This window comes from Actinomadura syzygii (assembly GCF_008085905.1).
Lineage (GTDB): Bacteria > Actinomycetota > Actinomycetes > Streptosporangiales > Streptosporangiaceae > Spirillospora > Spirillospora syzygii.
Genome location: NZ_VSFF01000006.1, coordinates 204,320 through 229,812 on the forward strand (window position 1 = coordinate 204,320; position 25,493 = coordinate 229,812).

Annotated in this window: 21 protein-coding genes; 13 read left to right on the forward strand and 8 right to left on the reverse strand. The window is 71.9% G+C overall.

What is annotated here, in order from left to right; all coding sequences use genetic code 11:
- Entirely contained in the window at window positions 1-1,461 is a 1,461-nt protein-coding gene (gene pntB / locus FXF65_RS16250) for a Re/Si-specific NAD(P)(+) transhydrogenase subunit beta (protein WP_148350801.1), read from the forward strand.
- A gap of 19 nt (window positions 1,462-1,480) precedes the next feature.
- On the opposite strand, the gene FXF65_RS16255 is transcribed toward pntB, so the two are convergent.
- Window positions 1,481-4,216, reverse strand: coding sequence for a hypothetical protein (locus FXF65_RS16255; RefSeq protein ID WP_148350802.1), 2,736 nt, complete (start codon window positions 4,214-4,216; stop codon window positions 1,481-1,483).
- 209 nt (window positions 4,217-4,425) lie between these two features.
- Entirely contained in the window at window positions 4,426-5,400 is a 975-nt protein-coding gene (locus FXF65_RS16260) for a helix-turn-helix transcriptional regulator (protein ID WP_148350803.1), read from the reverse strand.
- A gap of 143 nt (window positions 5,401-5,543) precedes the next feature.
- Between FXF65_RS16260 and FXF65_RS16265 the strand changes: the two genes are divergently transcribed.
- The gene (locus FXF65_RS16265) at window positions 5,544-5,939 is read left to right on the forward strand and encodes a RidA family protein (protein WP_148350804.1); all 396 of its coding nucleotides are present in this window, start codon (window positions 5,544-5,546) and stop codon (window positions 5,937-5,939) included.
- A gap of 55 nt (window positions 5,940-5,994) precedes the next feature.
- Here FXF65_RS16265 and FXF65_RS16270 read toward each other — a convergent pair whose 3' ends face one another.
- Complete coding sequence (locus tag FXF65_RS16270) at window positions 5,995-7,065, reverse strand: alkene reductase (RefSeq protein WP_148350805.1); 1,071 nt, start codon at window positions 7,063-7,065, stop codon at window positions 5,995-5,997.
- Window positions 7,066-7,182: 117 nt separating this feature from the next.
- Here FXF65_RS16270 and FXF65_RS16275 point away from each other — a divergent pair, with 117 nt between their 5' ends.
- The 11 genes from FXF65_RS16275 (at window position 7,183) to FXF65_RS16325 (ending at window position 17,024) form a co-directional block, all read left to right on the forward strand.
- On the forward strand, window positions 7,183-7,560 hold the full coding sequence (locus FXF65_RS16275; protein ID WP_148350806.1) for a MerR family transcriptional regulator: 378 nt from the start codon (window positions 7,183-7,185) through the stop codon (window positions 7,558-7,560).
- A 268-nt stretch (window positions 7,561-7,828) separates the two neighbouring features.
- Entirely contained in the window at window positions 7,829-8,731 is a 903-nt protein-coding gene (locus FXF65_RS16280; RefSeq protein WP_148350807.1) for an amidohydrolase family protein, read from the forward strand.
- A 73-nt stretch (window positions 8,732-8,804) separates the two neighbouring features.
- Window positions 8,805-9,545, forward strand: coding sequence for an RraA family protein (locus FXF65_RS16285; protein WP_148350808.1), 741 nt, complete (start codon window positions 8,805-8,807; stop codon window positions 9,543-9,545).
- Window positions 9,546-9,586: 41 nt separating this feature from the next.
- The gene (locus tag FXF65_RS16290; RefSeq protein ID WP_187412333.1) at window positions 9,587-10,600 is read left to right on the forward strand and encodes an alcohol dehydrogenase catalytic domain-containing protein; all 1,014 of its coding nucleotides are present in this window, start codon (window positions 9,587-9,589) and stop codon (window positions 10,598-10,600) included.
- Window positions 10,601-10,722: 122 nt separating this feature from the next.
- Window positions 10,723-11,784, forward strand: coding sequence for an ABC transporter substrate-binding protein (locus FXF65_RS16295; RefSeq protein WP_187412334.1), 1,062 nt, complete (start codon window positions 10,723-10,725; stop codon window positions 11,782-11,784).
- Window position 11,785: 1 nt separating this feature from the next.
- On the forward strand, window positions 11,786-12,589 hold the full coding sequence (locus FXF65_RS16300; RefSeq protein WP_148350811.1) for an ABC transporter ATP-binding protein: 804 nt from the start codon (window positions 11,786-11,788) through the stop codon (window positions 12,587-12,589).
- Complete coding sequence (locus FXF65_RS16305) at window positions 12,586-13,371, forward strand: ABC transporter permease (protein ID WP_148350812.1); 786 nt, start codon at window positions 12,586-12,588, stop codon at window positions 13,369-13,371. The genes FXF65_RS16300 and FXF65_RS16305 overlap by 4 nt, the downstream gene beginning before the upstream one ends.
- Window positions 13,364-14,209 carry an ABC transporter permease gene (locus FXF65_RS16310; protein ID WP_148350813.1) on the forward strand — a complete coding sequence of 282 codons (846 nt, stop codon included), beginning with the start codon at window positions 13,364-13,366 and terminating at the stop codon, window positions 14,207-14,209. Before FXF65_RS16305 ends, FXF65_RS16310 begins: the two co-directional genes overlap by 8 nt.
- Window positions 14,206-15,345: an amidohydrolase family protein gene (locus FXF65_RS16315; protein WP_148350814.1), complete on the forward strand. Its 1,140-nt coding sequence runs from the start codon at window positions 14,206-14,208 to the stop codon at window positions 15,343-15,345. Before FXF65_RS16310 ends, FXF65_RS16315 begins: the two co-directional genes overlap by 4 nt.
- A 120-nt stretch (window positions 15,346-15,465) precedes the next feature.
- The gene (locus FXF65_RS16320; protein ID WP_148350815.1) at window positions 15,466-15,873 is read left to right on the forward strand and encodes a YciI family protein; all 408 of its coding nucleotides are present in this window, start codon (window positions 15,466-15,468) and stop codon (window positions 15,871-15,873) included.
- A 5-nt stretch (window positions 15,874-15,878) separates the two neighbouring features.
- Window positions 15,879-17,024 (forward strand): RNA polymerase sigma factor, encoded by a 1,146-nt coding sequence (locus FXF65_RS16325; protein WP_148350816.1) that lies wholly within the window; start codon window positions 15,879-15,881, stop codon window positions 17,022-17,024.
- Window positions 17,025-17,033: 9 nt separating this feature from the next.
- Here the strand turns inward: FXF65_RS16325 and FXF65_RS16330 are convergent, their stop codons facing one another.
- The 5 genes from FXF65_RS16330 to FXF65_RS16350 all read right to left on the reverse strand — a co-directional run bounded on the left by FXF65_RS16330 (window position 17,034) and on the right by FXF65_RS16350 (window position 25,472).
- Entirely contained in the window at window positions 17,034-17,657 is a 624-nt protein-coding gene (locus tag FXF65_RS16330) for a dihydrofolate reductase family protein (protein WP_148350817.1), read from the reverse strand.
- Between the two features lie 87 nt (window positions 17,658-17,744).
- Window positions 17,745-18,512, reverse strand: coding sequence for an SDR family NAD(P)-dependent oxidoreductase (locus FXF65_RS16335; protein WP_148350818.1), 768 nt, complete (start codon window positions 18,510-18,512; stop codon window positions 17,745-17,747).
- A gap of 189 nt (window positions 18,513-18,701) precedes the next feature.
- The gene (locus FXF65_RS16340; protein ID WP_246198765.1) at window positions 18,702-21,479 is read right to left on the reverse strand and encodes a helix-turn-helix transcriptional regulator; all 2,778 of its coding nucleotides are present in this window, start codon (window positions 21,477-21,479) and stop codon (window positions 18,702-18,704) included.
- An 84-nt stretch (window positions 21,480-21,563) separates the two neighbouring features.
- Entirely contained in the window at window positions 21,564-24,341 is a 2,778-nt protein-coding gene (locus FXF65_RS16345) for a helix-turn-helix transcriptional regulator (protein ID WP_246198800.1), read from the reverse strand.
- 168 nt (window positions 24,342-24,509) lie between these two features.
- Window positions 24,510-25,472: an alpha/beta hydrolase gene (locus FXF65_RS16350; RefSeq protein WP_148350819.1), complete on the reverse strand. Its 963-nt coding sequence runs from the start codon at window positions 25,470-25,472 to the stop codon at window positions 24,510-24,512.
- Window positions 25,473-25,493: the final 21 nt, after the last annotated feature.

The following is a 25,493-nucleotide window of genomic DNA, read 5'->3' on the forward strand; positions in this document are numbered from 1 at the left end:
ATGACGATCGCAACCGCGGCCACCGCCGCGTACATCGTCGCGGCACTGTTCTTCATCCGCGCGCTGGCCGGGCTCTCCCGGCACGAATCCGCCCGCCTGGGCAACACCTACGGCATGCTCGGCATGGCCGTGGCGCTGGTCGCCACCATCGCCCTCACCATCGACGACGGCATCGACGTGCCCGCGTTCGCGCTGCTCGTGGCCGCGATCGCGGTCGGCGCGCTGATCGGCCTGAACCGGGCGCGGGCGGTCGAGATGACCGCGATGCCGGAGCTCATCGCGCTGCTGCACAGCTTCGTCGGGCTGGCCGCCGTCCTCGTCGGCTGGAGCGGCTACCTGCACGTCGAGCGCCACCCCGGCGGGACGGAGGCGGCGGCGCTCGCCCGCGAGGACATGCTCGGCATCCACAGCGCCGAGGTCTTCATCGGCGTCTTCATCGGCGCCGTCACCCTCACCGGCTCGGTCGTGGCGTTCGGCAAGCTGTCGGGCAAGATGAAGTCCGCGCCGCTGATGCTGCCGGGCAAGAACCTCCTCAACGTCGGCGCGCTCGTCGTGTTCGCCGCGCTCACGGTCGTCTTCGTCGTCGAGCCCCAGGCGTGGGCGCTCGTCGCGGTCACCGCGGTCGCGCTGCTGCTCGGCTGGCACCTGGTCGCCTCCATCGGCGGCGGCGACATGCCGGTGGTCGTCTCCATGCTGAACAGCTACTCCGGCTGGGCGGCGGCCGCGTCCGGGTTCCTGCTCGGCAACGACCTGCTGATCATCGTCGGGGCGCTGGTCGGCTCCTCGGGCGCCTACCTGTCGGCCATCATGTGCAAGGCGATGAACCGGTCGTTCCTGTCGGTCATCGCGGGCGGCTTCGGCCTCGAAGCGCCCGCCGCGTCCGGCGGCGAGCAGGGCCGGCACCGGGAGATCACCGCCGAGGAGACCGCCGAGGCGCTCGCCGGAGCCTCCTCGGTGATCATCACGCCCGGCTACGGCATGGCCGTCGCCCAGGCGCAGGGCCCGGTCGCGGACCTGACCGCGCGGCTGCGCGACCACGGCGTCCAGGTCAGGTTCGGCATCCACCCGGTCGCCGGACGCCTCCCCGGCCACATGAACGTCCTGCTCGCCGAGGCCAAGGTGCCCTACGACCTCGTCCTCGAAATGGACGAGATCAACGACGACTTCGGCACCGCCGACGTGGTCCTGGTCATCGGCGCCAACGACATCGTCAACCCCGCCGCCGAAGAGGACCCGACGAGCCCGATCGCCGGAATGCCCGTCCTTGAGGTCTGGAACGCCCAGCAGGTCGTCGTCTTCAAACGCTCGATGGCCACCGGCTACGCGGGCGTCCAGAACCCGCTCTTCTTCCGCGACAACACCCAAATGCTCTTCGGCGACGCCAAGGAACGAGTAACCGACATCCTCCAGGCCCTGAAACACCTGACCCCAACCCGCGAAAAGGCAGGCACCCGCTCCTGACCGCCCATCGGCGCGGACGTCATTGCCGGACGGGTTCGAGCGCTTCCTTAGGCGGGCACCAGTCGCTTTGGCGGAGTTCTCCCATACGGCCGCAGTAGCCCACTTGCGCTGGCCGTTCGGCTCCGTGAACGCGCTGGACGGAGATGAGCTTGTCGAGCGGAGTCTGCTGGTCCACGACACCGCCGAAGTCGACGCGGCCGCTTTCCCCGTCGAGTGCGGAGCTGCCGTGGATCCGGCTAAGCGCCTGCCACACGGCAAGCGCGCTGGGCTGCAACCGAGGCGCCGTGTCCTGGAGGCGGCCGACCGCCTTGAGGTACAGGTTCACCGCGTCGAAGGCGAGGGCGGCGTGCCCGTCGAGCGAGGTGGTCTCGACCTGCTTGCATTCTTCCGGGAAGAGTTTCTTCATCGTGCTGTAGAGGTCACTTGAACTGTTGCATGACGCCGAGCCGAGCGTGAAGTCCAAGAAGTCGTAGGGAATCCTGGGAAAGGCGCCGCGGCGGGACGGGTCGGCGGCGAGTCGGGCCACGTCGTCGCCACCGAGAAGAGTCGGCGGGCTGGATCCGCAGGCGCCGTTGGCACCGCTGAGGATCCTCTCGAAGTCCTCGGGACGTCCGGTGAAGAAGACCAGGCCGCGGTAGCCGCAGACCCGCTCGCCGACCGTCTGCGCGCCGGGCCGGCTCGGCGTGCCCGTCGAAGCCGTAGAAGGCGCGTACGCCCGTTTCTCAACGTCGAACCCCACGCCCGTGAAGGCCCCGGCGGCGTCATCGCGCAGGTTGTTGCTGTATTCGTCGGTCGGGTCGGCGGAGTACACGATCTGGACTTTCCGCTCTCGCAGATCGCCCTTGTCGGCGAGGCGCTTCGCGTACGCGGCGGCGACGGCGGCCTCGCGCCGGTTCTGCGGGGAGACCTGGTAGTAGAGGGGCGAGTGGTCGTCGAGCGTGTCGGCCGACATGGTCGTGGCCACCATGGGAAGCCCGACCCGGGTCAGTTCGTTGATCGTGTCGATCGTCGCCTTCCGGCTCTGGTCGAGGCCGGTGACGCCGACGATCGTGGGATCGTCGCGCCTCATCGCCTCGATCCCGCGCGCGACCACCTCCCCGAAACGCATGCCGGAACCGGCGCTGGCCGGGAAGATGCGCAGCACCGGATCGTTCTCTCCGCGCCGGTCGAGCTGCCGCCGCTGGGCGCTGGCCGCGCCCTGGAACTGCTCCCCCACATAGGACAGCGCGTTGGACGCGCCGCCCGCCGGTGTGCTGAGCAGTGCCGATAAATGCACCAGGGTGATGACGCGCCGGCTCGGAGTCTCGCGGTGGATCCGGTCGGCCTCGGCGTTCTGCTCGGCGATGGTGCTGATCGCCGTCTTGATCCGCTTGTCGGCTGAGCCGAAGGCGTACCCGTGCGGCGCGACGCCTATGCACTCCCCGGTCGGTTCCCGCTCCAACGTCGCCGCGTCGGGATCGGACCGGCTCAGGCCGCAGTGCCGTTCCTCCCAGTTCTGCCGGGTGTCGAACGCGAAGCCGACGCCCGCGACGAGCAGCAGGGCCGCGAGGGCGACGAGGACCGCCGTGGCGGAGCGGGCGGCCAGAACCGGGGCGGGCTCGTTCGTGAAGCGTCCGGCGACCGCGTTGCGCATCTCCTGGATCTCGTGATCCGGGTGCGCCGCGGGAAGCGGCGCGTCCACCCGCAGCGGTACGTACCAGAAGCCGGGGTCCCGGCTGTGGCCCGCGCTGCGCAGCCGCTCGCTCCACGCGGCGTAGTGGTCGAGGTCATCGTTCAGACTCCGCACCCGCCCGTGTTCGGGCTCGGCCTCCGTGCTGCTCGTCACGACCAACAGCGGGTCGAAGGCGCCGGTCTCGTTGCGCACTTCGACGAAGGCGCGGACCAGCGCCCGTCCGTTGTTGTCGGCGCTCACGCCTTTCAGGAACGCCGCACAGTAGGCGGTGCGCCGGTAGGCGCGGCGACGCCAGGGACGGCGCCGGTAGGCGGTCCGCAGGTCCTCCAAAAAGGCGTTGATCATCAATTTGCTGACCTGCGCCGGGTCTTCACGTCCCCAACGGGGTTGGGTGAGCCTCAGCGCGAAGCCCTCGAAGGTGCCCGGATCCGCGGGAGCCATGTAGGGCTGGCGTAACAGCCATCTGTACTCGCTCCCGAGCACGCGCCACGCCCGGAACAACATGAGCGGAAGCACGTACAAGCCGAGCAGGTAGGCCCACCAGGGCACCTGCTGCTGCAGAGTCACCTCGGTGTTCGGGCTCCGCAGGAATCCGAACAATGGCCTGCGTTGGATCTCGCGGTTCCGCACCCACCGCAGCATGTCGCGGGCGTGCTGGGAATTGGGGGCCTCGTCCGTGCGGGTCATTTCCAGCAGCCAGTTGACCAGGCCGAAGCGCCGGAAACGGACCGGCTGTTCGCGGCCGTATCGGGCGGAGGAGAACTCCTCGGCCAGGGCGACGAGGACGCGGCGGCACATCTCGGCCCGCCGCCAGTCCGGGGAGAGGTCGGCGCGCTCGGCCGCGACCTGCGCCCATGTCTCGTCCATATCGATGATCCGGTGCGGGACGTGCCGCGGTTGCGCATTACCCAGGGCGCGGCCGATCTGCTCGGCCAGTTCGCCCTGTGCGTCGCCGATCAGGCTCAGAATCGGAATGCCGTCCCGGCCAGGTAACTCGCCCGGCAACTCGCGTTTTCTCGGACGGCGCACGAGCGCGCCCAACAGGACGAAAAGCCGGTCGGCATGCGCGAAGACAGGTTCCACGGTGCCCCCGATTCCTGTCGCTCAGCGGGATTCAGCCCGCACTCTAGTGACGACGGAACGAAACTAGGGACACTTCGCCAATATTCGCAGTAAATGGTGGGCATTCGCCCCGGTAAGGGGAGATTCTCGGCAACCCCATACCGGTCGGTGCACCGAGAATCGGAGGCCCGTAAATCCGGTTTCTATGCACGGGAAATGGAGCTGGTGGTTCATGGGGGCGGGTCGTAGTGGGTGGTCAGGGTCTTGGCGCGGGTGTGGAGGGTGGTGCGTAGCCACTCTGGGGTTAGGGCTTCGGCGTTTGTGGCTAGGTGCCATAGGGCCCATTCGGCGTGTCTCGCGTCTTGGAAGGTCACTTGGAGGCGTATCCAGCCGTCGGGGTCGGTTTCTTCGGCGTGGACGGACAGGGCGGTGTCCAGCAGGTCTTGCCGGCGGGCCGGGTTCAGGCGCAGGAGGACGGCTACCTGGTCGCCGCCGGCGCGGAAGCGGGTGCTGCGTTCCTGCCAGGCCCTGTCCAGGTCGACCTGGTCTGGGCGTTGGGCCGGTTCGTCCAGTTCCTCGGCGGCCGATATGCGGGACAGCCGGTAGGTGCGGTCCTCGCCGGATCTCGTGGCCAGTAGGTAGCCCTGGCCTCGTACCGTGACCAGGCCGATCGGGTCGATTGTGCGCCACTTCGGGGTCTGGCCGAAGGCCGCGTAGTGGATACGCAGTTTGTGGCCGTCGAACACCGCGCGCCGGACTTCGGACACGACGGCGTCGAGTACCTCCTCGGTGGGCTCGCGGCGGGAGAGGAGGTCGATGTCCGGGTCGATGAGCAGGCGTTGGGCCGCGTCGGCCGCTGTGTCGCGGTGGGTTTCGGGGAGCGCGTCCACGACCTTGAGCATGGCGGAGGCGAGCGCCGAGCCGAGTCCGAACGCCTGCGCGCCGCGCCGTGATCCGGCGATCAGCAGGGCGAGCGCCTCGTCGTGGTTCAAGCCGGTGAGCTCCGTCCGGAATCCGGGGAGCAGCGCGAAGCCGCCGTGCCGTCCGCGTTCGGCGTAGACGGGGACGCCCGCCGCCGACAGCGCCTCGATGTCGCGCAGCACCGTGCGGGTGGACACCTCCAGCTCGCGGGCGAGCGCGGCCGCGGACAGCCGACCGTGCCGGCGCAGCAGCAGCACGAGTGAGACCAGCCGGTCAGCGCGCATACGAAGACTCTACGAAATACACGACAGAGGGTGTCGTGATTCTTCGGGAGGGTGGAGCCGCGGACGGTCAGGGACCGGCGGCTACCTCACCGACCTGGCGTTTCGCACTTCGACGATACGAATCGAATGGGGATGGTGTGGTCATGGAGCGGACGGCGGTCAACCCGTGGGCGTGGTCGGTGGAGATGGGATACAACCAGGGCGAGATCGTCTCCGGGCAGGCCCGGACGCTGTACTGCTCCGGGCAGACCGCGATGAGCGGTGACGGCAAGCCCGAGCACGCCGGTGACATGGCGGCGCAGTTGGCGCTGAGCCTCGACAACCTGGAGGCCGTACTCGGCGAGGCGGGCATGTCGCTCGCGAACCTCGTCCGGCTCAACGTCTACACGACGGACGTCGACCGGCTCTTCGAGCACTACGGCGTGCTCGCGGGGCGGTTGGGCGCGGTGGGCGTGACGCCGACCACCACGATGCTCGGGGTGACGCGGCTCGCCATCCCCGATCTGATGGTGGAGTTGGAGGGCACCGCCGTCGCCTGACCGTGTCCCTGCGGCTCGTGCCGACCCGATCGGCACGAGCCGCAGGCGGGACTCGTCAGGACGTGTACTGATATGCGGGGTAGGTCAGGTAGCCCTCGTCGCCGCCTTGGTAGAAGGTCGCCTCGTCCACGGGAGCTATCGGGAGGGCGTTGCGCAGGCGTTCGACCAGGTCGGGGTTGGCCAGGAAGGCTCGGCCGAAGCTGATGAGGTCGGCGCCCAGGTCGAGCCAATGGTCGGCTTCGGTCCGTCCGGCCTGCTTGGCGCCCATGGGCAGCGACGGGTTCATGATGAGGGTGCCGGGCCACGCTCGGCGCAGTTCGACCACTACGTCTTCGTCGACGGTGGCTTCGAGGTGGACGTAGGCCACCTGGAGGCGGGCCAGTTCGGTCAGCAGCGCGGTGTAGAGCTCAAGGGTGTCGGTCTCCCGCACGCCCCAGAACGTCGCGCCGGGAGACAGGCGGATGCCGGTCCGCGCGGCCCCGACCGCCTCGACGGTCGCGGCCGTCGCCTCGACGGCGAAGCGGATCCGGCCCGCCACCGAGCCTCCGTATCGGTCCGTACGCAGGTTGGCGTTGGACGAGAGGAACTGCGAGATCAGGTAGCCGTTGGCGCCGTGCAGCTCGACGCCGTCGAAGCCCGCGCCGATCGCGCGGCGGGCGGCCTCGGCGTAGGACGCGGAGTGCTCCGGGACCTCGGCGGTGTCCAGGGCGCGCGGCATCGGTGCGGGCTGCGGCCCGGTCGGGGTGAAGACGTCGCCGACGGCGGGGACGGCCGAGGGCCCGACGGGCTGGAAGCCGGTGGTGTCGGGGTGGGAGACCCGTCCGCCGTGCATGAGCTGGGCGAAGATCCGGCCGCCGTTGGCGTGGACGGCGGAGGTCACCGGACGCCAGGCGGCGACCTGCTCGTCGGTGTGGAGCCCCGGGGTTCCCGGGTTGGACTGTCCGATGAGGCTCGGCTGCACGCCCTCGGACACGATCAGCCCGGCCGTCGCGCGCTGGGCGTAGTAGGTCGCCATGGCGGACGTCGCGAGCCCGCTCGCGGCGGCGCGGACCCGGGTCATCGGGGCCATCACCACCCGGTTGGGCAGCGTCAGGTCACCGAGCTGGTAGCGAGTGAAAAGGGACATCGGGTCGGCACCCCCGGTTCGCGTGGCGCCCGGATCTCGGGCACGGGGTTACGCTAAAACCTCACATCAATGTCAGAGGCAAGCGGTGTGCCGCGGATCACATGCCGGGAGGACGACGTGCGCATCGGGGAACTCGCGTCCCGGACCGGAGCCAGCGTCCGGTCCCTGCGCTACTACGAAGAGCAGGGGTTGCTGGCCAGCACCCGGAGTCCGAGCGGGCAGCGCCACTACGGAGAGGACGACGTCGAGCGGGTCCGGTTCGTCCAGCGGTTGTTCACGGCGGGCCTGTCCAGCCGGACGATCGCCGAACTACTGCCCTGCGTCGAGGCTCCCAGCCGGGAGAACTCCGACAGCGCGCTGGAGCGGATGGCGCAGGAGCGCGACCGGCTCTCCGAGCACATCGAAGACCTGATCCGCACCCGTGACGCGCTCGACGAGCTGGTGGCCGTCGCGCTGGCGCACCGCGAGACGCTGCGGACGACCGCGGCCACCTGAGCGGCCAGGCAGAATCTTGCTCCGGCTCCGGTGATGATAACGACAACACGTCGCGATGACGCATCTCCCGCCGCGCAAGCGAAGTCGTCCGCGAACAGGATCACGGGAAGCATTTCAGCAGGTTAGAGCGATCATTTCAGCACGGTCGCGAGAACTGATCTTCGGCCGGTCGTCCGGCTGTCGCGAAATGCAACTGTTGACTTCGTCAACACCGCGTTCGAGACTACTCCCACCCGCCACGGGCGTCCGTTGAGGAAGGTCCCGAACAATGCCGCCTCCCCCGTCCGAACCCGCCTCCCCCCGGAGGGTCGCCGCGCCGCCGGACCCCGATCCGAAAATCCCCGATCTGCGGCTTCCGCCGCGCAGTTGCGACGCGCACTGCCACATCTTCGGCCCCGGCGACGTCTTCCCCTTTCCGGACGACCGCGCCTACGACCCGCCCGACGTCTCCAAGGAGGATCTGCGGCGACGGCACGACCTGCTGGGTTTGGAGCGTGCCATCGTCGTCCAGTCCGCCGCGCACGGCACCGATCACTCGGCCCTGCTCGACGCACTGAGCGCCTTCCCCGACCGGTACCGGGGCGTGGCGCTGCTGACGCCCCGGACAAAGCCCGGCGAGGTCGCGGCGCTGCATCAGGCGGGTGTGCGCGGCGTGCGCGTGCAGTTCATGCCGCAGCTCGGGCCTCCGCCGACGCCCGACGAGCTGCGGACGATCCTTGACCTCGTCCGCCCGTACGGCTGGCACGTGGCGTTCCACATCGCGGGCGACGCGGTGGTCGAGATGTCCGACACGCTCCGGTCCACCGGCCTGCCCACGGTGATCGACCACATGGCGCGGGTCGATCTCGCGACGGGCCTGGACGGCGAGCAGGTGCGCGCCCTCCGCGGCCTGCTCGACGCCGGGGTGTGGGTGAAGCTCAGCGCGGTCGACCGGCTGTCCGGGGAGGGCCCGCCCTATGCCGACGCGGTGGAGCTGGCCCGGCTGCTCGCCGCGCAGGCGCCCGAGCGCTGCCTGTGGGGCACCGACTTCCCGCATCCGAACGTCCGCGAGATGCCCGACGACGGTGTGCTGGTCGACCTGATCGAGCGGATCGTCCCGGACGAGAAGGCGCGGCACCGCATCCTCGTCACCAACCCGGCGGAACTGGCCGATTTCGGTGGGGCGCCATGACCGCGGCGAAGCGAGGATCACGGCGCCACCACTGCGGGGGCCTGGGGGCCGCCCTCCAGAAAGGTACGACGCGATGAGCAGGCTGCCGCCGCGCGGGACGGTCTTCACCCGCGCCCCGCGCCCGTCGGACGAGGTGCTGCGCGCGTACGACGGGCTGGCGGCGGCGTCCGTCCACGAGGCGATGGGGCAGCGGAACCTGCTGCGCGGCGTCCGGCCGCTGGCGCCCGGCACGCGCGCGGTCGGCCGGGCCGTCACGGCGCTCGACCTGTCCGGCAGCAACCTCACCCTGCACGCGATGCTCGAAGTGGCGGGCCCCGGCGACTTCCTCGTGTGGACGTCGCAGCACGGGCCGGTCGACTCGGCCGTGTGGGGCGCGAACGTCAGCGAGTCGGCCGCCGCGCGCGGGCTGGCGGGCGCGGTGATCGAGGGCCATGCCCGCGACATCGCGGACGTCGAGCGAGTCGGGTTCCCGCTGTGGGCGCTGGGCGTGACCCCGGCGGCGACCGGCAAGACCCGTGCCGGGTGGGGCAACGTCCCCGTCGTCTGCTGCGGCGCGTACGTGCGGCCGGGCGATCTCATCGTCGCGGACGGGGACGGCGTGGCGGTCGTCCCGCTGGAGGACGCCGCGCGGGTCGCGGGCACCGCGGCGGCCCGTGACCTGCGGGAGACGACGACGCTGACGCCCCGCGTGCGCGCGGGCGAGTCGCTGTTCGCGGTGCGCGACTGGGCCGGGAACTTCCCGGCGGACGGCGGCCGCTTCGTCGACGCCGAATGGGACCACGACGCCGATCAAGACCGAACGAACGGAGAGTGATGAAGGCCGTCGTCGCCGAGAGAACCGGTCCGCCAAGTGTCATGAAGTGGACGGACGCCGAGCCCCCGTCCCCCGCCCCCGACGAATGCGTGGTGAAGGTCGAGGCGTGCGGGGCCTGCATGCACGAAGTGCTCGTGAGGCGGGGCGACCGGATCCAGGGCACCGGATTCCCGATCATTCCCGGGCACGAGGTCGTCGGCGAGGTGGTCGAGATCGGCGCCGCCGTCGTGGACTTCGCGGTCGGCGACCGGGTGGTCTCCAACCAGCGGCAGCGAGTCTGCGGGAAATGCCGTGAATGCCGGTCGGGCCGGGAGACGCGGTGCCCGCGCAAGGTTTTCCTCGGCGACATCGGGATGAACGGCGGTTACGCCGAGCTGGTCGCGGTGTCGGACGGGAGCCTGGTGAAGGTGCCGCCGGGCGTCACGTCGCCGGACGTCGCGGTCGCGTCCTGCGCCATCGGCACCCAGCTCAACGCGCTGCGCGACGTCGCGCACCTTGAGCTGGGCGAGACGGTGCTGGTCACCGGGGCGGGCGGCGGCGTGGGGCTGCACGCGATCCAGCTCGCGAAGGCGTCCGGCGCGCGGGTGGTCGCGCAGACGACGTCGCCCGGCAAGGTCGAGGCGGTCCGGGAGGCGGGCGCGGACGAGATCGTCCTCGTCGAGCGCGGCGCCGACTACAGCAAGGAGGTCCTGGACGTCACGGACGGCCGGGGCTGCGACATCGTCCTGGAGAACGTGGGCGCCGTGTCCTTCCTGTCGAGCGTCAAGACCCTCGCCCTGCACGGGCGCCTCGTGCTGGTCGGCGAGGTGCAGCAGTCGCCGCCGCCGGTGGAGGCGAACCTCGTGGGCTGGCGCAACCGCGACATCTCGATCAGGTCGGCGGCGAGCACCACCAAGCGGCAGCTTGAGGACGTCCTGACGCTGCTGGAAAGGGGCCTCGTGACCCCGGTGGTGACGGAGACGCTGCCGATGTCGGAGGCGCCGAGAGCCCACGAGATCCTCGAAAGCGGCTCGGCGACCGGCCGCATTCTCCTCATTCCCGACAGCGCCGGATGAACAAGTGCCGGATGAACAAGTGCTGGATGAACTAGGGCCCGGATTGAACTGGGAAGGAAACGGAGATGGGACCTCGTAGACCGGTCTCTCTGGCATTCCGCGTAATACTGATGTGCGTCTTGATGACGGCGGCCGGGTGCGGCGGCGGCAGCGGCAATTCAAAAGAGAACGGCAAGAACCTGCGGACGGTGAAGGTTGCCCTGGCCATCAAGGCGATGAACTCCAGCTTCGCCGCCATCCCGGTGGCCCGCTACCTCGGCTACTTCAAGGACGAGGGCCTCAAGGTCGAGACCACGTTCACGCCCGGCTCGACCCAGGCGATCCAGGCGGTGGCGGCCGGGCAGATGGACATGGCCGCGCCGGTGCCGCAGTCGCTCATCCCCGACGCGGTGAACAACAGGTCCGACCAGCGGATGTTCTTCAACTGGGCGCGGTCGCAGGTGGCGAGCTTCGCCGTCCAGTCCGACAGCCCCATCCAGAGCTGGGCCGACTTCAAGGGCAAGAAGATCGGCGCGCAGAGCCTGGGCAGCGGGACGATCCCGCTGGCCAAGGCCCTCCTGCGCGAGCAGGGGCTGAACCCGGACACCGACGTCCAGTTCGTTTCGGTCGGGTTGGAGGCCGGGGCCTACCACGCGCTGACGAGCAAGCAGGTGGACGCCCTGATGCTGTTCGACTCGCAGTACGCGGCGATGGAGAACCTCGGCGCCAAGCTCCGTTATTTCAATTCTTCGCTCTCCGAGCAGCTCTTCTCTACCGGGTTCTCCGCCAAGCAGTCGTTCATGAAGGCCAACCCGAAGGTGATCGAGGGCTTCGGAAGGGCGATGGCGAAGGCCGACGTCTTCGCCACCGCCAATCCGGAGGCGGCCATCAAGATGATGTACGCGATCTATCCGAAGACGAACGTCCCGGGCGTGTCCGACGACAAGAAGATGAAGGACAACAAGCGGATCCTCGCGCTGCGCACCACGCACCTCACGAGCGGCGACCCGGACGGCCACAAGAACTGGGGCTCCTTCCCCGAGTCGGGCGTGAAGGCGTGGAGCGACTTCTCCGTCGCGACGAAACTGACGCCCACGCCGTTCAAGCCCGAGCAGTTCGTGACCAACGAGTTCGTCCAGGCGTTCAACAACTTCGACAGTCAGCAGATCAAGAGCTCGGCGAAGAACTACAAGTTCGAGGGATGACATGACGACGACGGAGCACGCGGTCGAACTCGCCGGACTGCGGCACGTGTTCGCCGGGCGGGGCCGCGGACGCCGGGCCGTGCGGGACGTCGAGGCGGTCGCGAACGTGGACCTGACCGTCCGGCCCGGGGAGTTCGTGAGCATCGTCGGCCCGAGCGGCTGCGGCAAGAGCACCGTCCTGAAGGCGATCGCGGGCCTGCTGCGTCCCACCGCCGGGACCGTGCGGGTCTGGGGCGAGCCGGTGACCGGGCCGCGCCGCGACATCGGCATCGCGCTCCAGGACGCGACGCTGCTCCCCTGGCGGGACGTGATGTTCAACTGCCTGTTCCCGGTCGAGCTGCACGGCAAGGTCGCCGACGAGGACCGCGAGCGGGTGTCCGGGCTGCTGGAGCGGGCCGGGCTCGCGGGCTTCGAGTCGCGGCGGCCGAAGGAGCTGTCCGGCGGGATGCGGCAGCGGGTGGCGATCTGCCGGGCGCTCGCCGACGACCCCCGGCTGCTGCTGCTCGACGAGCCGTTCGGCGCCCTGGACGCGCTGACCAGGGAGCAGATGAACATCGACCTGAACCGCGTCTGGCGGGAGACGGGGAAGACCGCCGTCCTCATCACGCACGGGATCGAGGAGGCGGTGCTGCTGTCCACCCGCGTGGTGATCCTGTCCGAGCGTCCGGGGACGGTGGTGGAGGTCGTCACGCCGCCGTTCCCCAGGGAGCGGACGAAGGAGCTGATGGCGACGCCCGAGTTCGCCGAGGTGTGCGGCCGGGTCCGGGACCGGCTGTTCGCCGCGGACGTGGGGGTCGGCGGATGACCGTCCCGCCCGCCCGCGCGAGGGCCGGGACGGCGGCGGGCTGGGGCGGCCTCGTCGTGGTCACCGCCGTGCTGCTCGCGGCCTGGCAGATCGTCCCGTCCGGCGTGCAGGGCGACGGCTCCTCGGTGCCGAAGCTGGACGCGACGCTGAAGGCCCTCGGGCCGTCCGGCGAATGGGGCGAATACCTGAAGGCGCTGCGCGTCACGCTCGGGGAGGCGTTCCTCGGGCTGCTCATCGGGCTCGTGGCCGGGGTGGTGCTCGGCGTGCTGCTCGGCGAGTCCAAGATCCTGCGGCAGGGCGTCTACCCGTACGCGGTGGCGCTGCAGGCGCTGCCGCCGATCGCGCTGGCCCCGATCTTCGTGATCTGGTTCGGGTTCGGCATGACGTCCAAGATCGGGCTGGTCGGCGCGGCGACCCTGTTCCCGATCCTGGTCAGCACGATGGCGGGGGTGGCCGAGACCGACCGGAACCGGATCGAGATGGCCACGGCGTTCGGCGCGTCCAGGGCCCAGATCCGGATGAGGGTCGTGTTCCCGGGGCTGGTGGCGCCGATCTTCTCCGGGCTGGAGATCTCGGTGGTGCTGTCCTTCCTCGCCGCCATCGCCGGCGAGCTGATCAGCGCGAACGCCGGGGTCGGCGTGATCTTGCAGGTGTACCAGCGGGACTTCCGGCTGGCCGAGGAGTTCGCCGTCCTGCTGATCCTGGTCGCGGTCGGGCTGGCGCTCGCGTCGCTGGTGCGCGTCGCCCGGCACTTCGTGATGGAGCGCATGCCCGATGAATAGAGCGACTGCGGAGCGCGTCGAGCCGCGAGGGCCCGCCCTGAGCCGCGGGACGTGGCGTGCCGGGCTTCCGGCGCGGGCGGCGTTCCTCCTGCTGCCCCCGGTGGCGGTCGGGCTGGCCGGGGTGCTGCTGATCCAGCTCGTGATCTCCCGCTTCGAGATCAGCGGCGTGGTGATCCCGAAGCCGACCGACGTGTTCGCGGTGATGCGCTCGGACATCTTCCTGGAGCAGGTCGGGCAGAGCACCTGGGAGACGTGGAAGGCGACGCTGATCGGGTTCGCGCTGGGCGCCGGGACGGGCGTGCTGCTCGGGCTGCTGATGGCGGAGTCGCGGATCGTGCGGTTCGTCCTCTACCCGTACGTCGTCGCGTTCCAGTCGCTGCCCAAGATCGCGCTCGCGCCGGTGTGCGCGCTGTGGCTCGGGTTCGGGCTGACGATGAAGTTCAGCTTCGCGGCCATGCTCGCGTTCTTCCCGGCCGTGGTCGCGACGCTGGCCGCGCTCGCGGCGGTGCCGGAGACGCGGCTGGAGATGGCGGCGGCGTTCCACGCGAGCCGCCGCCAGCGGCTGCTGCGGATCTCGCTGCCGTCGGCGGTGCCGGGCATCGTGTCCGGGCTGGAGATCAGCATGGCGTTCGCGCTGATCGGCGCGATCGTCGGCGAGTTCGTCGCGCCGTCGGCGGGCGGCCTCGGCCAGCTCCTGCTCAGCTACAGCGAGTCGATCAACGTGGCCGCCGAGTTCTCGGTGCTGGTCGTGCTGATGCTGCTCGGCGTCGCGCAGAACAAGATCCTCTTCGGGGTGCTGCGGGCGGGCACGGAGCGGTTCTTCGAGTCGTCCCGATGACGGCGGACTACGACCTGCTGGTCAAGGGCGGCAGGGCCCTGTCGCCGGGGGACGGCTTGGACGGACGCTTCGACGTCGGCGTCCGGAACGGGACCATCGTCGCCGTGGCACCCGGCCTCGACCCGGCGCGGGCGGCGACCGTGCTCGACGCCTCGGGCGCGCTGGTGTGCCCCGGCCTGGTCGACGTCCACGCGCACGTCTACTGGGGCGCGACGTCGATCGGCGCCTGGCCGGACGACGTGTGCGCGGACGGCGGCGTCACCACCGTCGCGGACGGCGGCAGCAGCGGAACCGACGCGTTCGCCGGGTTCCACCGCTGGATCGTCGGCGGCTCCCGCACCCGCGTGCTGTGCCACCTCAACCTGGCCCGCGTCGGGCTGACCGGGCTGGTGGGCGAGCTTCGTCCCGCCTTCGTCGACCCGGACGGCGTCGCCCGCCTCATCCGCGACCACCCGGACGTCATCGTCGGGATCAAGCTCCGCCTCTCCAAGCGGATCACCGGCGGGCCGTGCCGTCCGATGCTGAAGCTCGGGCGGCGCGTCTCGGCCGAGACGGGGAAGCCGCTGCACGTCCACATCGGCGGGACGGTCGAGAGCCTGGCGGAGCTTCTCCCGCTGCTGTCGTCCGGGGACATGGTGACGCACTACCAGACACCGCACCCCAACGGCCTCCTGGACGAGGACGGGGTCCTCCTGCGCGCGGCGAGGGAGGCGCGGGAACGCGGCGTGCTCTTCGACTGCGGCCACGGGATGAGCCATTTCAGCTTCGCCATCGCGGAGGCCCTGCTCGTCCAGGGCTTCCCGCCGGACACGATCGGCAGCGACCTCAGCCGCCGCTCCTTCCCCGATCTGAAACCCGGCCTTCTCACGGTCATGAACAAGTGGCTGGCCCTCGGCATGCCGCTGGCCGACGTCATCCGGGCGGCCACCGCGTCCCCGGCGGCCGCGCTCGGTCTGGCCGGTCGCGTCGGCGCGCTGCGGCCGGGCGCGGAGGCCGACCTGGCGGTGCTGGCCTGGGACGAGGGCCGCTTCGACTACGGCGACGCGGTCGGCGACCGGCGGACCGCCCGCCGCAGGCTCACTCCGGTGGCCACCGTCCGCGCGGGCGATGTCCGCCGGACGTCCTCGATAGGGTGAGCTGAGGAACTCCGAAATCCCCCGGAAAAAAAATCGTGGTGGGATGTCGAGAACCGGTGCCCGGCTCCGTCCCCGCAGCGAACACGGCCCCGAGGGGCCGTCCGCACAGAGGAGGAACTGATGGCCAAGTACCTGCTGCTCAAGCACTACCGGGGCGCCCCGGAGGCGGTCAACGACGTGCCGATGGAGCGGTGGACGCCGGAGGAGATCTCGGCCCACATCCAGTACATGAACGACTTCGCGGCCCGGCTCGAAACGACCGGCGAGTTCGTCGACGGCCAGGCGCTCTCCCCGGACGGCATGTTCGTCCGCTACGACGGCGAGGGGCGGCCGCCGCTCACCGACGGCCCGTTCCCGGAGACCAAGGACCTGATCGCGGGTTGGATGATCATCGACGTCGAGTCGCAGGAGCGGGCGGTCGAGCTGGCCGGGGAGCTGTCCGCGGCGCCCGGCGCGGGCGGCAAGCCGATCCACGAGTGGCTCGAAGTGCGCCCGTTCCTCGGCGCCCACCCCGAGACCACGGAGTAGCGAGCGTGGACGAGACACGGCTGCGGGCTCTCACCCCGACCGTGATCGGTGTCCTCGGCCGCCGCGGAGCGGACTTCGCGGCGGCCGAGGACGCCGTGCAGGAGGCCCTGGTCGAGGCCGTGCGCGTGTGGCCGGACGACCCGCCGCAGGACCCCAAGGGCTGGCTGATCACCGTGGCCTGGCGCAAGTTCCTCGACGCCGCCCGCGCCGACGCGGCGCGGCGGCGGCGCGAGGAGCGCGCCGACGCCGAGCCCCCGCCCGGCCCGAGCGACCCCGCCGACGACACGCTCCAGCTGTACTTCCTGTGCGCGCACCCGTCGCTGACGCCGTCCTCGGCGGTCGCGCTGACGCTGCGCGCGGTCGGCGGGCTGACCACGCGGCAGATCGCGCAGGCGTACCTCGTCCCGGAAGCGACCATGGCCCAGCGGATCAGCCGGGCGAAGCGGTCGATCTCCGGCGTTCGGCTCAACCGTCCCGGGGACATCGCGACCGTCCTGCGCGTGCTCTACCTGATCTTCAACGAGGGCTACTCGGGGGACGTCGACCTCGCCGCCGAGGCGATCCGGCTGACCCGCCGGCTGGCGACCCGGATCGACCACGAGGAGGTCGCGGGCCTGCTCGCGCTCATGCTGCTCCACCACGCCCGGCGCGCGGCGCGCACGGGGCCGGACGGCAGGCTCGTCCCGCTCGCCGAGCAGGACCGCTGCCGGTGGGACACCCGCCTGATCGCCGAGGGCGTCGGCATCCTCCAGGCGGCCCTGGCCCGCGACCGCCTGGGCGAGTTCCAGGCCCAGGCCGCCGTCGCCGCGCTCCACGCCGACGCCCGGACGGCCGAGGAGACGGACTGGGTGCAGATCGTCGAGTGGTACGACGAGCTGCTGCGCCTCACCGACAACCCGGTGGCCCGCCTCAACCGGGCCGTCGCGGTCGGCGAGGCGGACGGCCCGCGCGCGGGCCTCGCCGCCCTGGCGGAGCTGGACCCCGCGCTCCCCCGCCACACCGCCGCCTCGGCCTACCTGCACGAACGCGACGGCGACCCGGCGACGGCGGCACGCCTGTACGCCGAGGCCGCCCGCGCGGCGCCCAACCTCCCCGAACGCGACCACCTGACCCGGCAGGCGGCCCGCCTCAACGCCCGGCCACGCACCTGAACGGACGCTCTAGTTCTCGACGGTCATGTCGCCCGTCTCGGGGGTGCCTTCGGCGAGCCCGTAGCGCAGGTGCACGATGCCGTTCGGGCTGGCCTCCGGCGGCTGGACGAGCGTGAGGCTGGTCGGCACCTCGCCGCCGTCGAACACCTTCTTGCCGACGCCGAGCACGATGGGGTGCAGCCAGAGGTCGAGAACGTCGAAGAGCTTCTCGTGGAGGAGCGTCTGCACCAGGTTGAGGCTGCCGACGACCTTCACCCGCTCGTGCCGGTCGCGGATCTCCCGGACGGCGGCGGGCAGGTCAGGGCCGAGCTGGCTGGACCCGGCCCACGAGAGGTCGGGCTTGCCGTGCGAGGCGACGTACTTGGGGACGCGGTTGAACAGCGTCGCGATGGAGTCGGCCGGCCCGCCCTCCTGGTGCGGCCAGTAGGCGGCGAAGATGTCGTACGTCCGCCGTCCCAGCAGGAGGGCGTCGGTGCCCTCGTAGGCGGCGCCGACCTGCGCGCCCGTGACCTCGTCGATCAGGGGCGCCTGCCAGCCGCCGAACGGGAACCCGATCGGGTCCTCGTCGGGCCCGCCGGGCGCCTGCCCGACGAGGTCGAGCGTCGCGAACATCTCGATCTGTATCTGTCCCATATCCACTCCCGATGCATTTCTTCCCTGTCGAGAGATGGACTTCCCGGGGCGGCCGGACTCATCGCCGCGCCGCGGAAAAGCGGGCGGTCACCAGGTCTGGTCGGTGGGGCGGACGAGCATCTGGTTGACGGCGACCCGCCGTTCGCGGGTGACGATGTAGCCGATGGCGTCCGCGACGTCCTCCGCGCGGAGCGCCTCGATGCGGGCGATCCGCCTGCGGGCCGCGTCCCGGGTGACCTCGTTGAGGTGGTTCACCAGCTCGGTGTCGACGCTGCCGGGCTCCACCACGCTGACCCGGACCCGCTCACCGGCCAACTCCTGGCGGAGCGACTCGGTGAACGCGCCCAGTCCGGACTTCGTCAGCCCGTAGACGCTGCCTCCCGGCCGGGCGACCCGTCCGGCCGCCGAGCCGACGTTCACGAGGTCCGCGACCTGCCGGGGCGAGGTCGACGCCGCGTAGATCAGGTGCGGGACGGCGGCGTGCGTGATGTGCAGCAGGGCCGCGACGTTGAGGGACACCATCCGGTCCCACTCCTCGACGGTCGTGTGCAGCGCCGAGCCGAGCAGCATGAGACCCGCGCCGTTGACGAGGACGTCCAGCCGTCCGAGCCGGTCGAGGGTCTCCTGCACGACCTCCTCGGCGCGTTCGGGCTCGGTGATGTCGGCCTCCACCGCGACGGAGTGGCCCCCCGACTCGGTGATGTCGTTCGCGACCCTGTGCAGGCGGTCACGGCGGCGGGCGACCAGGGCCACGGCCGCGCCGTCCCGGGCCAGGCGCCGCGCCGTCGCGGCCCCTATCCCGCTGCTGGCGCCGGTGACGAGGGCGACGGCCCCGTCCAGCGGCTGATCGGCCATGGGCGGTCATCCCCTTCGCCGGGAGGTGCCCGGCGCCGCGACGGCGTGCCTCGATTCCATGACCTGTGCCTCCTGCGCTGGACGAAATGCCGACACAGTAAGAGTGGCCCGGACGGTCACCGGGTCGCACCAGGGAGTCACCCTGGTCGACCCGGGACCAGGGACGCCCCGGGCGGCCCGCCCCGGACGTCAGCCGGGCGCGGCGTCGGACTCGCCGCGCGGCAGGGCGTCCGGGAGCTGCCTGCGCGAGCTGATCCCGAGCTTGACGAAGATCTTCCGGAGGTGCCATTCGACGGTGCGGGGGCTGATGAACAGCCGGGCCCCGACCTCCGGGTTGGACAGGCCGTCCCGCACCAGCAGGGCGATCTGCCGCTCCTGCGCGGTCAGCTCCTCGCTCACCGCGGTCTCGTTCCGGCGCTTGCGGACGGTCTCGCCGGTGGCGAGCAGCTCCCGCCGGGCGCGCTCGGCGAACGCCTCCATCCCGATCGAGGTGAACGCCTCGTAGGCGGTGCGGAGGTGGGTGCGCGCCTCGACCCGGCGGCCGCTGCGGCGCAGCCACTCGCCGTACAGGAGGTGGGCCCGCGCCAGTTCGGGACGCAGCAGCGTCCGGCCGAGCCGCTCGATCGCCTCGCGGTACAGGGCGTCGGCCGTGTCGTCGTCGCTCAGCAGGGCGCGGCAGCGGGTCAGGATCCCCTGGGCCCAGTCGGTGTCGCAGGGCTCCGCCGCGTCCGTCAGCTCGTCGAGCGCGGCGAGGGCGGCCGCGACGTCCCCGACCCGCGCCGCCGCCTCGACGAGTTCGGGCAGCGCCCACTGGGAGGAGAGGACGTTGGCGCTCTGGAAGTTGGCCTGGGCCGCCGAGAACGCCCGCTCATGGTCGGCGAGGCCGTTGTAGAGGAGCGCCGCCGCCCGCTGCGCGGACGCGACGCCGTTCAGCTGGCCGCTCGCGCTCGCCTCCTCGGTCGTCGCGGCGATCAGCGGCACGGCCTCGGACTGCCTGCCCCGCATCGCCGTCAGCAGCAGCCGCGTGTGCTGCGTCATCGGCACGCCGGTCGCGGCCGTGGCGGCGTCGGCCTGGGCGACGATCGCCTCCGCCGTGGCGAAGTCGCCGGTCAGCACCACCGGGATCCCCCAGGCGTGCAGGTAGATCGGAAGCTCGGACAGCGCGCCCGCCGCGCGCACCTCCTCGACGGCCCGCGCGGGCACCTCGGGCATGATCCGGTCCTCCCAGAGGAGCCCGGTCAGGCCGCACGCCGCCCAGCCCCATTTCAGGACGTCCCGCAGCGGAAGGTCGGTGAGGGCGGCCAGCGCCTCGCGCAGCGTGGGCAGCGCGGCGGCGCGCCCGTCGGTGATGAGCAGCGCGTAGCCGCGGATCACGAGGTCGAGGGTGCTCGGCGCGCCCGCCGGCACGGGGAGGTCCCGCATCGCCCGGGAGATGGCGACGAGGCTGTCCCGGTTCGCGGCGCCGAACGACGCGCTCCCCCAGGCGACGAGGTAGGTCTCCCGCGCCAGGCCGGGATCGAAGGGCTCCAGCCGCCGCGCGGCCGCGAGCAGCATCGGCGGCGCCTCGTTGTTGAAGCCGGACGCGAAGGTCACGTGGCTGCGGACGAGGTGCGCCCGCACCCGCTGGAACTCGGCCTGGGCGTCCCGGTCGGCGATGTCGGCGAGTTCCCTCGCGGCGTCGAGGTCGCCCGCCCAGAGGGCGGCGTCGGCGCCGCCCAGGGCGCGTTCGGCGCGCCGTCCGGCGTCGGCGGTCAGCGCCACGGACCGCTGCAGGAACGCCGCGGCGGTGGCGAGGCCGCCGCGCGCCCGCGCCCGCTCAGCGGACCGTTCCAACTCGGTGGCGACGATCTCGTCGGGCATGGTCACCGCGGACGCCAGGTGCCAGGCCCGGCGGTCCGGGTCGGCCTGCGGGTCGGTCACCTCCGCCAGCGCCAGGTGCACCGCCCTGCGGTCCTTCGGCCGCGCCGCCCCGTACACGGCGGACCGGACGAGCGGGTGCCGGAAGACGACCCGCGCGTCGAACTCGGCGAGGCCGTCCGTCCCGCTGGCCAGCGCCGTCGCCGGGACGATCCCGAGCCGCTCGGCGGCGCCCCACACCAGGGCGGGGTCGCCGGTCGGCTCGGCGGCGGCGATCAGCAGCAGCAGCCGGGTCTCCTCGGGCAGCCCCTCGATCCGGGCGAGGAAGGACTGCTCGATCCGTCCGGGCAGCGTCTCGTCGTGCAGGAGGCCGAACCCGCCCGCCATCTGCGTCACGGTCAGCCCGCGCGGCAGTTCCAGCAGCGCGAGCGGGTTGCCCTGCGCCTCGGAGACGAACCGCTCGCGGACGTGCCGGTCGAGCAGGGCGTGCGTCACGGAGTCGAGGAGGGCGTAGGCGTCCGCGTCGCTCAGCCCGGTGACCTCGAGTTCCGGGAGTCCGAGCAGGTCGCGGGGCCGCTGCCGGGTCCCGAACACGAGCGCGACCGACTCGGCCAGCAGCCGGCGGGCGACGAACCCGAGGACCTGCGCCGAGGCCCGGTCCATCCACTGCGCGTCGTCGACCACGCACAGCAGCGGGCTCTTCTCGGACGCCGCCGACAGCAGGCTCAGCACCGCCAGCCCGACGAGGAACCGTTCCGGCGGGGGCCCGGCCCGCGTGCCGAACACCGTTTCGAGCGCGTCGCGCTGCGGCGCGGGAAGGTCGCCCAGCCGGTCGAGCAGCGGCGCGCACAACTGGTGGAGGGTGGCGAAGGCCAGCTCCACCTCGGACTCGACCCCGACCGCGCGCAGCCCCTGCACGCCCGTCGCGGCGCGCTCCGCGTAGGCCAGCAGCGCCGACTTCCCGACGCCCGGCTCGCCGTGGACGACGAGCACGCGGCTCTGCCCCGTCCGGACGGCCGCGATCATCCGGTCGAAGGCGGCGCACTCCGGCCCTCGTCCGAGCAGCCCGACGTTCTCTCCGTGCCCAGCCCCGCCCGTACGTCGGTCCACCGAAACCCGCCTTACCGCGGACGATTGCCGTTACGGGGGGTAATTATGCCGGGAACGGCTCCGAAGTGCGCGTTCGGCCACCGGTCACCGCGCGGTGAGGGCGTGGTCGCTGGGCGGGAGGGCGTCCCGCAGCTGCTTGCGGGACGTGATCGACAGCTTCGCGAAGACCTTGCGCAGATGCCATTCGACCGTCCGCGGGCTGAGGAAGAGGCGGGTGCCGACCTCCGGGTTCGACAGACCGTCACGGACGAGCAGCGCGATCTGCCGCTCCTGCGGCGTCAGCTCCTCGCCGGACTCGGCCTCGACCGTGCGCTTGCGGATGCTCTCGCCTGTCGCGAGCAGCTCGCGGTGGGCGCGCTCGGCGAACGCCTCCATCCCGATCGACGCGAACATCTCGTAGGCGGTCTTGAGCTGGGTCCGGGCCTCGACCCGCTGGCGGTCGCGGCGCAGCCACTCGCCGTACAGCAGATGGGCCCGCGCGAGCTCCGGGCGCAGTTCCGTGCGGCCGAGCCGCTCGATCGCCTCGCGGTAGAGGTCCTCGGCCTTGGCCTCGTCGCTCAGCAGGGCCCGGGAACGGGCGAGCACGCCGAGCGCCCAGTCGGTGCCGGACGGCAGCGCCGCGTCGGCGAGATCGTCGAGCGCGGAGCGCGCGGCGGCGTCGTCCCCGGCCCGCACCGCCGCCTCGACCAGTTCGGGCAGCGCCCAGACCGACACCCACAGCTCCGCCATCCGGGTGCAGACCTTGGCGGCGGCGAGCGCCTGCTCGTAGCGGCCGAGCCCGTTGTAGAGGACGGCGGCCGCCCACTGCGCGACCGTGACGCCCATGAGCTGGCCGCCCGCGCCCGCCTCCTCGATGGTGGCGGCGATCAGCGCCTCGGCCTCGTCCGTCCGGCCGCGCAGGGCGCTCAGCCGCAGCTCGACGTGCGGGGCGATGGGCACGCCGGTCGCGGCCGACACGTCCTCGATCTCCGCGACGATCGAGTCGGCGGCGGCGAAGTCGCCCGTCCAGGAGACCGCGATGCCGAGCGAGGTCAGGGAGAACGGGAGCTCGGTCAGGGCGCCGGCGGCACGCGCGCCCTCGACGACCCGGCCGACCAGGACGCGCATGGCCTCGTCGTCCCAGACGGCGGCGCTGACGGCGTTGGCCACCCAGCCCCATTTCGAGACCTCGCCCACCGGGAGGCCGGCGAGCGCGGCCAGCGCCCGCCGCAGCACCGGGACGGCGGCGGCGCGGCTCTCGGTGACGAGCAGCGCGTAGCCGTCCAGGACGAGGTCGAGGGCGTGCGGGGTCCGGTCCGGAGGGGGCAGCTCCCGCACCGCGGTGGAGATCGCCATCAGGCTGTCGGAGTGCGCGGCGATCAGCGCGGCCGTCCCCCAGGCGATCAGGTAGGTCTCGCGGGCCAGGTCCATGTCGAAGGGCTCCAGCCGCCGCGCGGCGTCCAGCAGCAGCGGCGGCGCCTCCTGGTTGAGGCCGCCCGCGAACGTGACGCGGCTCCGGACGAGCCGCGCCCGGACGCGCTGGAACTCGTTCCGCGCGGCCCGCGCCGCGATGTCGGCGTACCGGCCGGCGGCTTCGAGGTCACCGGCCTGGAGGGTGGCGTCGGCCGCCGCGACGGCCCGGTCGGCGCGCCGCGACGCGTCGACGGTCAGGGCCACGCAGCGCTGCCGGAACGCCGCCGCCGCGGCCAGCCCGCCGCGCGCCCGCGCCCGGTCGGCGGACTTCTCCAGCTCCGCCGCGACGGACTCGTCCGGGGCGGGTGCCGCGGACGCGAGGTGCCAGGCGCGCCGGTCCGGGTCGACGTCCGGGTCGGTCACCTCCGCGAGCGCCAGGTGAACCGTCCGGCGGTCCTCCTCCGCCGCCGACCGGTACACCGCCGACCGGACGAGGGGATGCCGGAACGTCACGCGGGCGCCGAGCGACAGCCATTCGCGCGTGCCGTCCGCGAGGGCCTCCGCCGGGGTCACGCCGAGCCGCGCGGCGGCGGCCCACACGAGGGCCGGGTCGCCGACGGGTTCGGCGGCGGCGATCAGCAGCAGCGTCCTCGTCTGCTCGGGGAGGGCGGCGATCCGGGCGAGGAAGCTCTGCTCGATGCGTCCCGGGAGCGCGTCCGCGCGCAGGAGCCCGAAGCCGCCCGCCATCTGGGTCACGGTCAGCCCGCGCGGCAGTTCCAGGAGGGCGAGGGGGTTGCCCTTGGTCTCGCTGACGATCCGGTCGCGGACGTGCTGGTCGAGACGGCCGTAGGTGACCGAGTCCAGCAGGGTGTGCGCGTCGGCGTCCCGGAGGCCGGTCAGTTCCAGTTCGGGGAGGCCGAGCAGGTCCCGCGAGCGTTCTCGGGCGCCGAAGATCAGCACGACCGACTCGGCGAGCAGCCGCCGTGCCACGAAGCCGAGGACCTGCAACGACGCCTGGTCCACCCATTGCGCGTCGTCGACGGCGCAGAGCAGCGGACGCCGCTCGGACGCGTCCGACAGGAGGCTGAGCACCGCGAGCCCGACCAGGAACCGCTCCGGGGGCGCTCCCGACCGCAGGCCGAACACCGTCTCCAGCGCGGCGCGCTGCGGGTCGGGGAGCCGTTCGAGGCGGTCCAGCAGCGGCGCGCACAGCTGGTGCAGCGTCGCGAACGGCAGCTCCATCTCCGACTCGACGCCGACCGCGCGGAGCACGTGCATGTTCTCCGCCGCGTTCTCGGCGTATTCGATCAGCGCCGACTTTCCCACTCCCGCGATGCCGTGCACGACGAGGACACGGCTCTCCCCCGTGTCGACCGCCGCGAGCATCCGGTCGATCTCGGCGCACTCCGGTCCCCGCCCGAGCAGCGCGACGTGCTCGCCGTGCCCCGCGCCCTGTCTACGCTCCGCCACCGCAACCGCCTCCGCCGCGCCCGCTCCCGCCGCACGTGCCCATTCTGTCCCGTCGCCCAGCTAGGACAGGGTAGGCGGACATTCTGTGACACGGGCCCTGGGTCCGCCCGGCGGTGCGCACCGCCGGGCGGACCGGTTCAGCGGACGATCACGGCGCGTGCCGGACGGTCATCGGCTCCCCTTCCCGGCGCCCAGGCCGATCTTGAGCGCCATGACGGCCTGCGCGGTCGCGGCCCGGACTGCGCGGGTCTCGCGGAGGGGGTTGAGCATCATGAAGTCGTGCAGGGTGTTGTTGTAGCGGACGCTGGTGGTGGGCACCCCGGCCTCGGTGAGACGGCGGGCGTACTCCTCGCCTTCGTCGCGCAGCACATCGTTCTCGTCGACGATGACGAAGGCGGGCGGGAGGTCGGCCAGATCCTCCAGGCTGGCGCGCAGCGGTGAGGCGGTGATCTCGGCGCGCTGGGCGGGGTCGGTGGTGTAGGCGTCCCAGAACCACGCCATCGCCTTGGCCGTCAGGTACGGGCCGTCGGCGAACTCGCGGTAGCTGGCGGTGTCCTGCCCCGCGTCGGTGACCGGGTAGTACATCGACTGGTGGACGAACCGCACGTCACCGCGCCGCTTGGCCATGATCGCCAGCGCGGCGGTCATGTTCCCGCCTACCGAGTCCCCGGCGACGGCCATGCGGGTGACGTCCAGGCCCCCGGCGGCGCCGTGCTCGGTGATCCACCGGGCGGCGGCGTAGCCCTGCTCGATCGCCACCGGGTAGCGGGCCTCGGGCGAACGGTCGTACTCCACGAACGCCACCGCCGCATGGACGCCCACCGCCAACTCACGCACCAGCCGGTCGTGCGTGCCCGCGTTACCGAGCACCCACCCACCGCCGTGCATGTACAGCACGACCGGCAGCCCGTTCTCCGCGCCGACCGGCTTGACGACGCGGACGCGCACGTCGCCGACCTCGGCGGGCACGGTGATCCACTTCTCGTCGATCTCGGGCAGGTCGACCGGGGCGGCCTGCAGATCGTCCAGGACCTTGCGGGCGCCCTCCGTCCCCAACTCGTACAGGAACGGCGGCTTGGACGTGGCGTCCGCGAGTTCCTGCGCCGCCGTTTCGAGAATGTGGTGACTCATCTGTGTTCCCCTTTCGGAAAC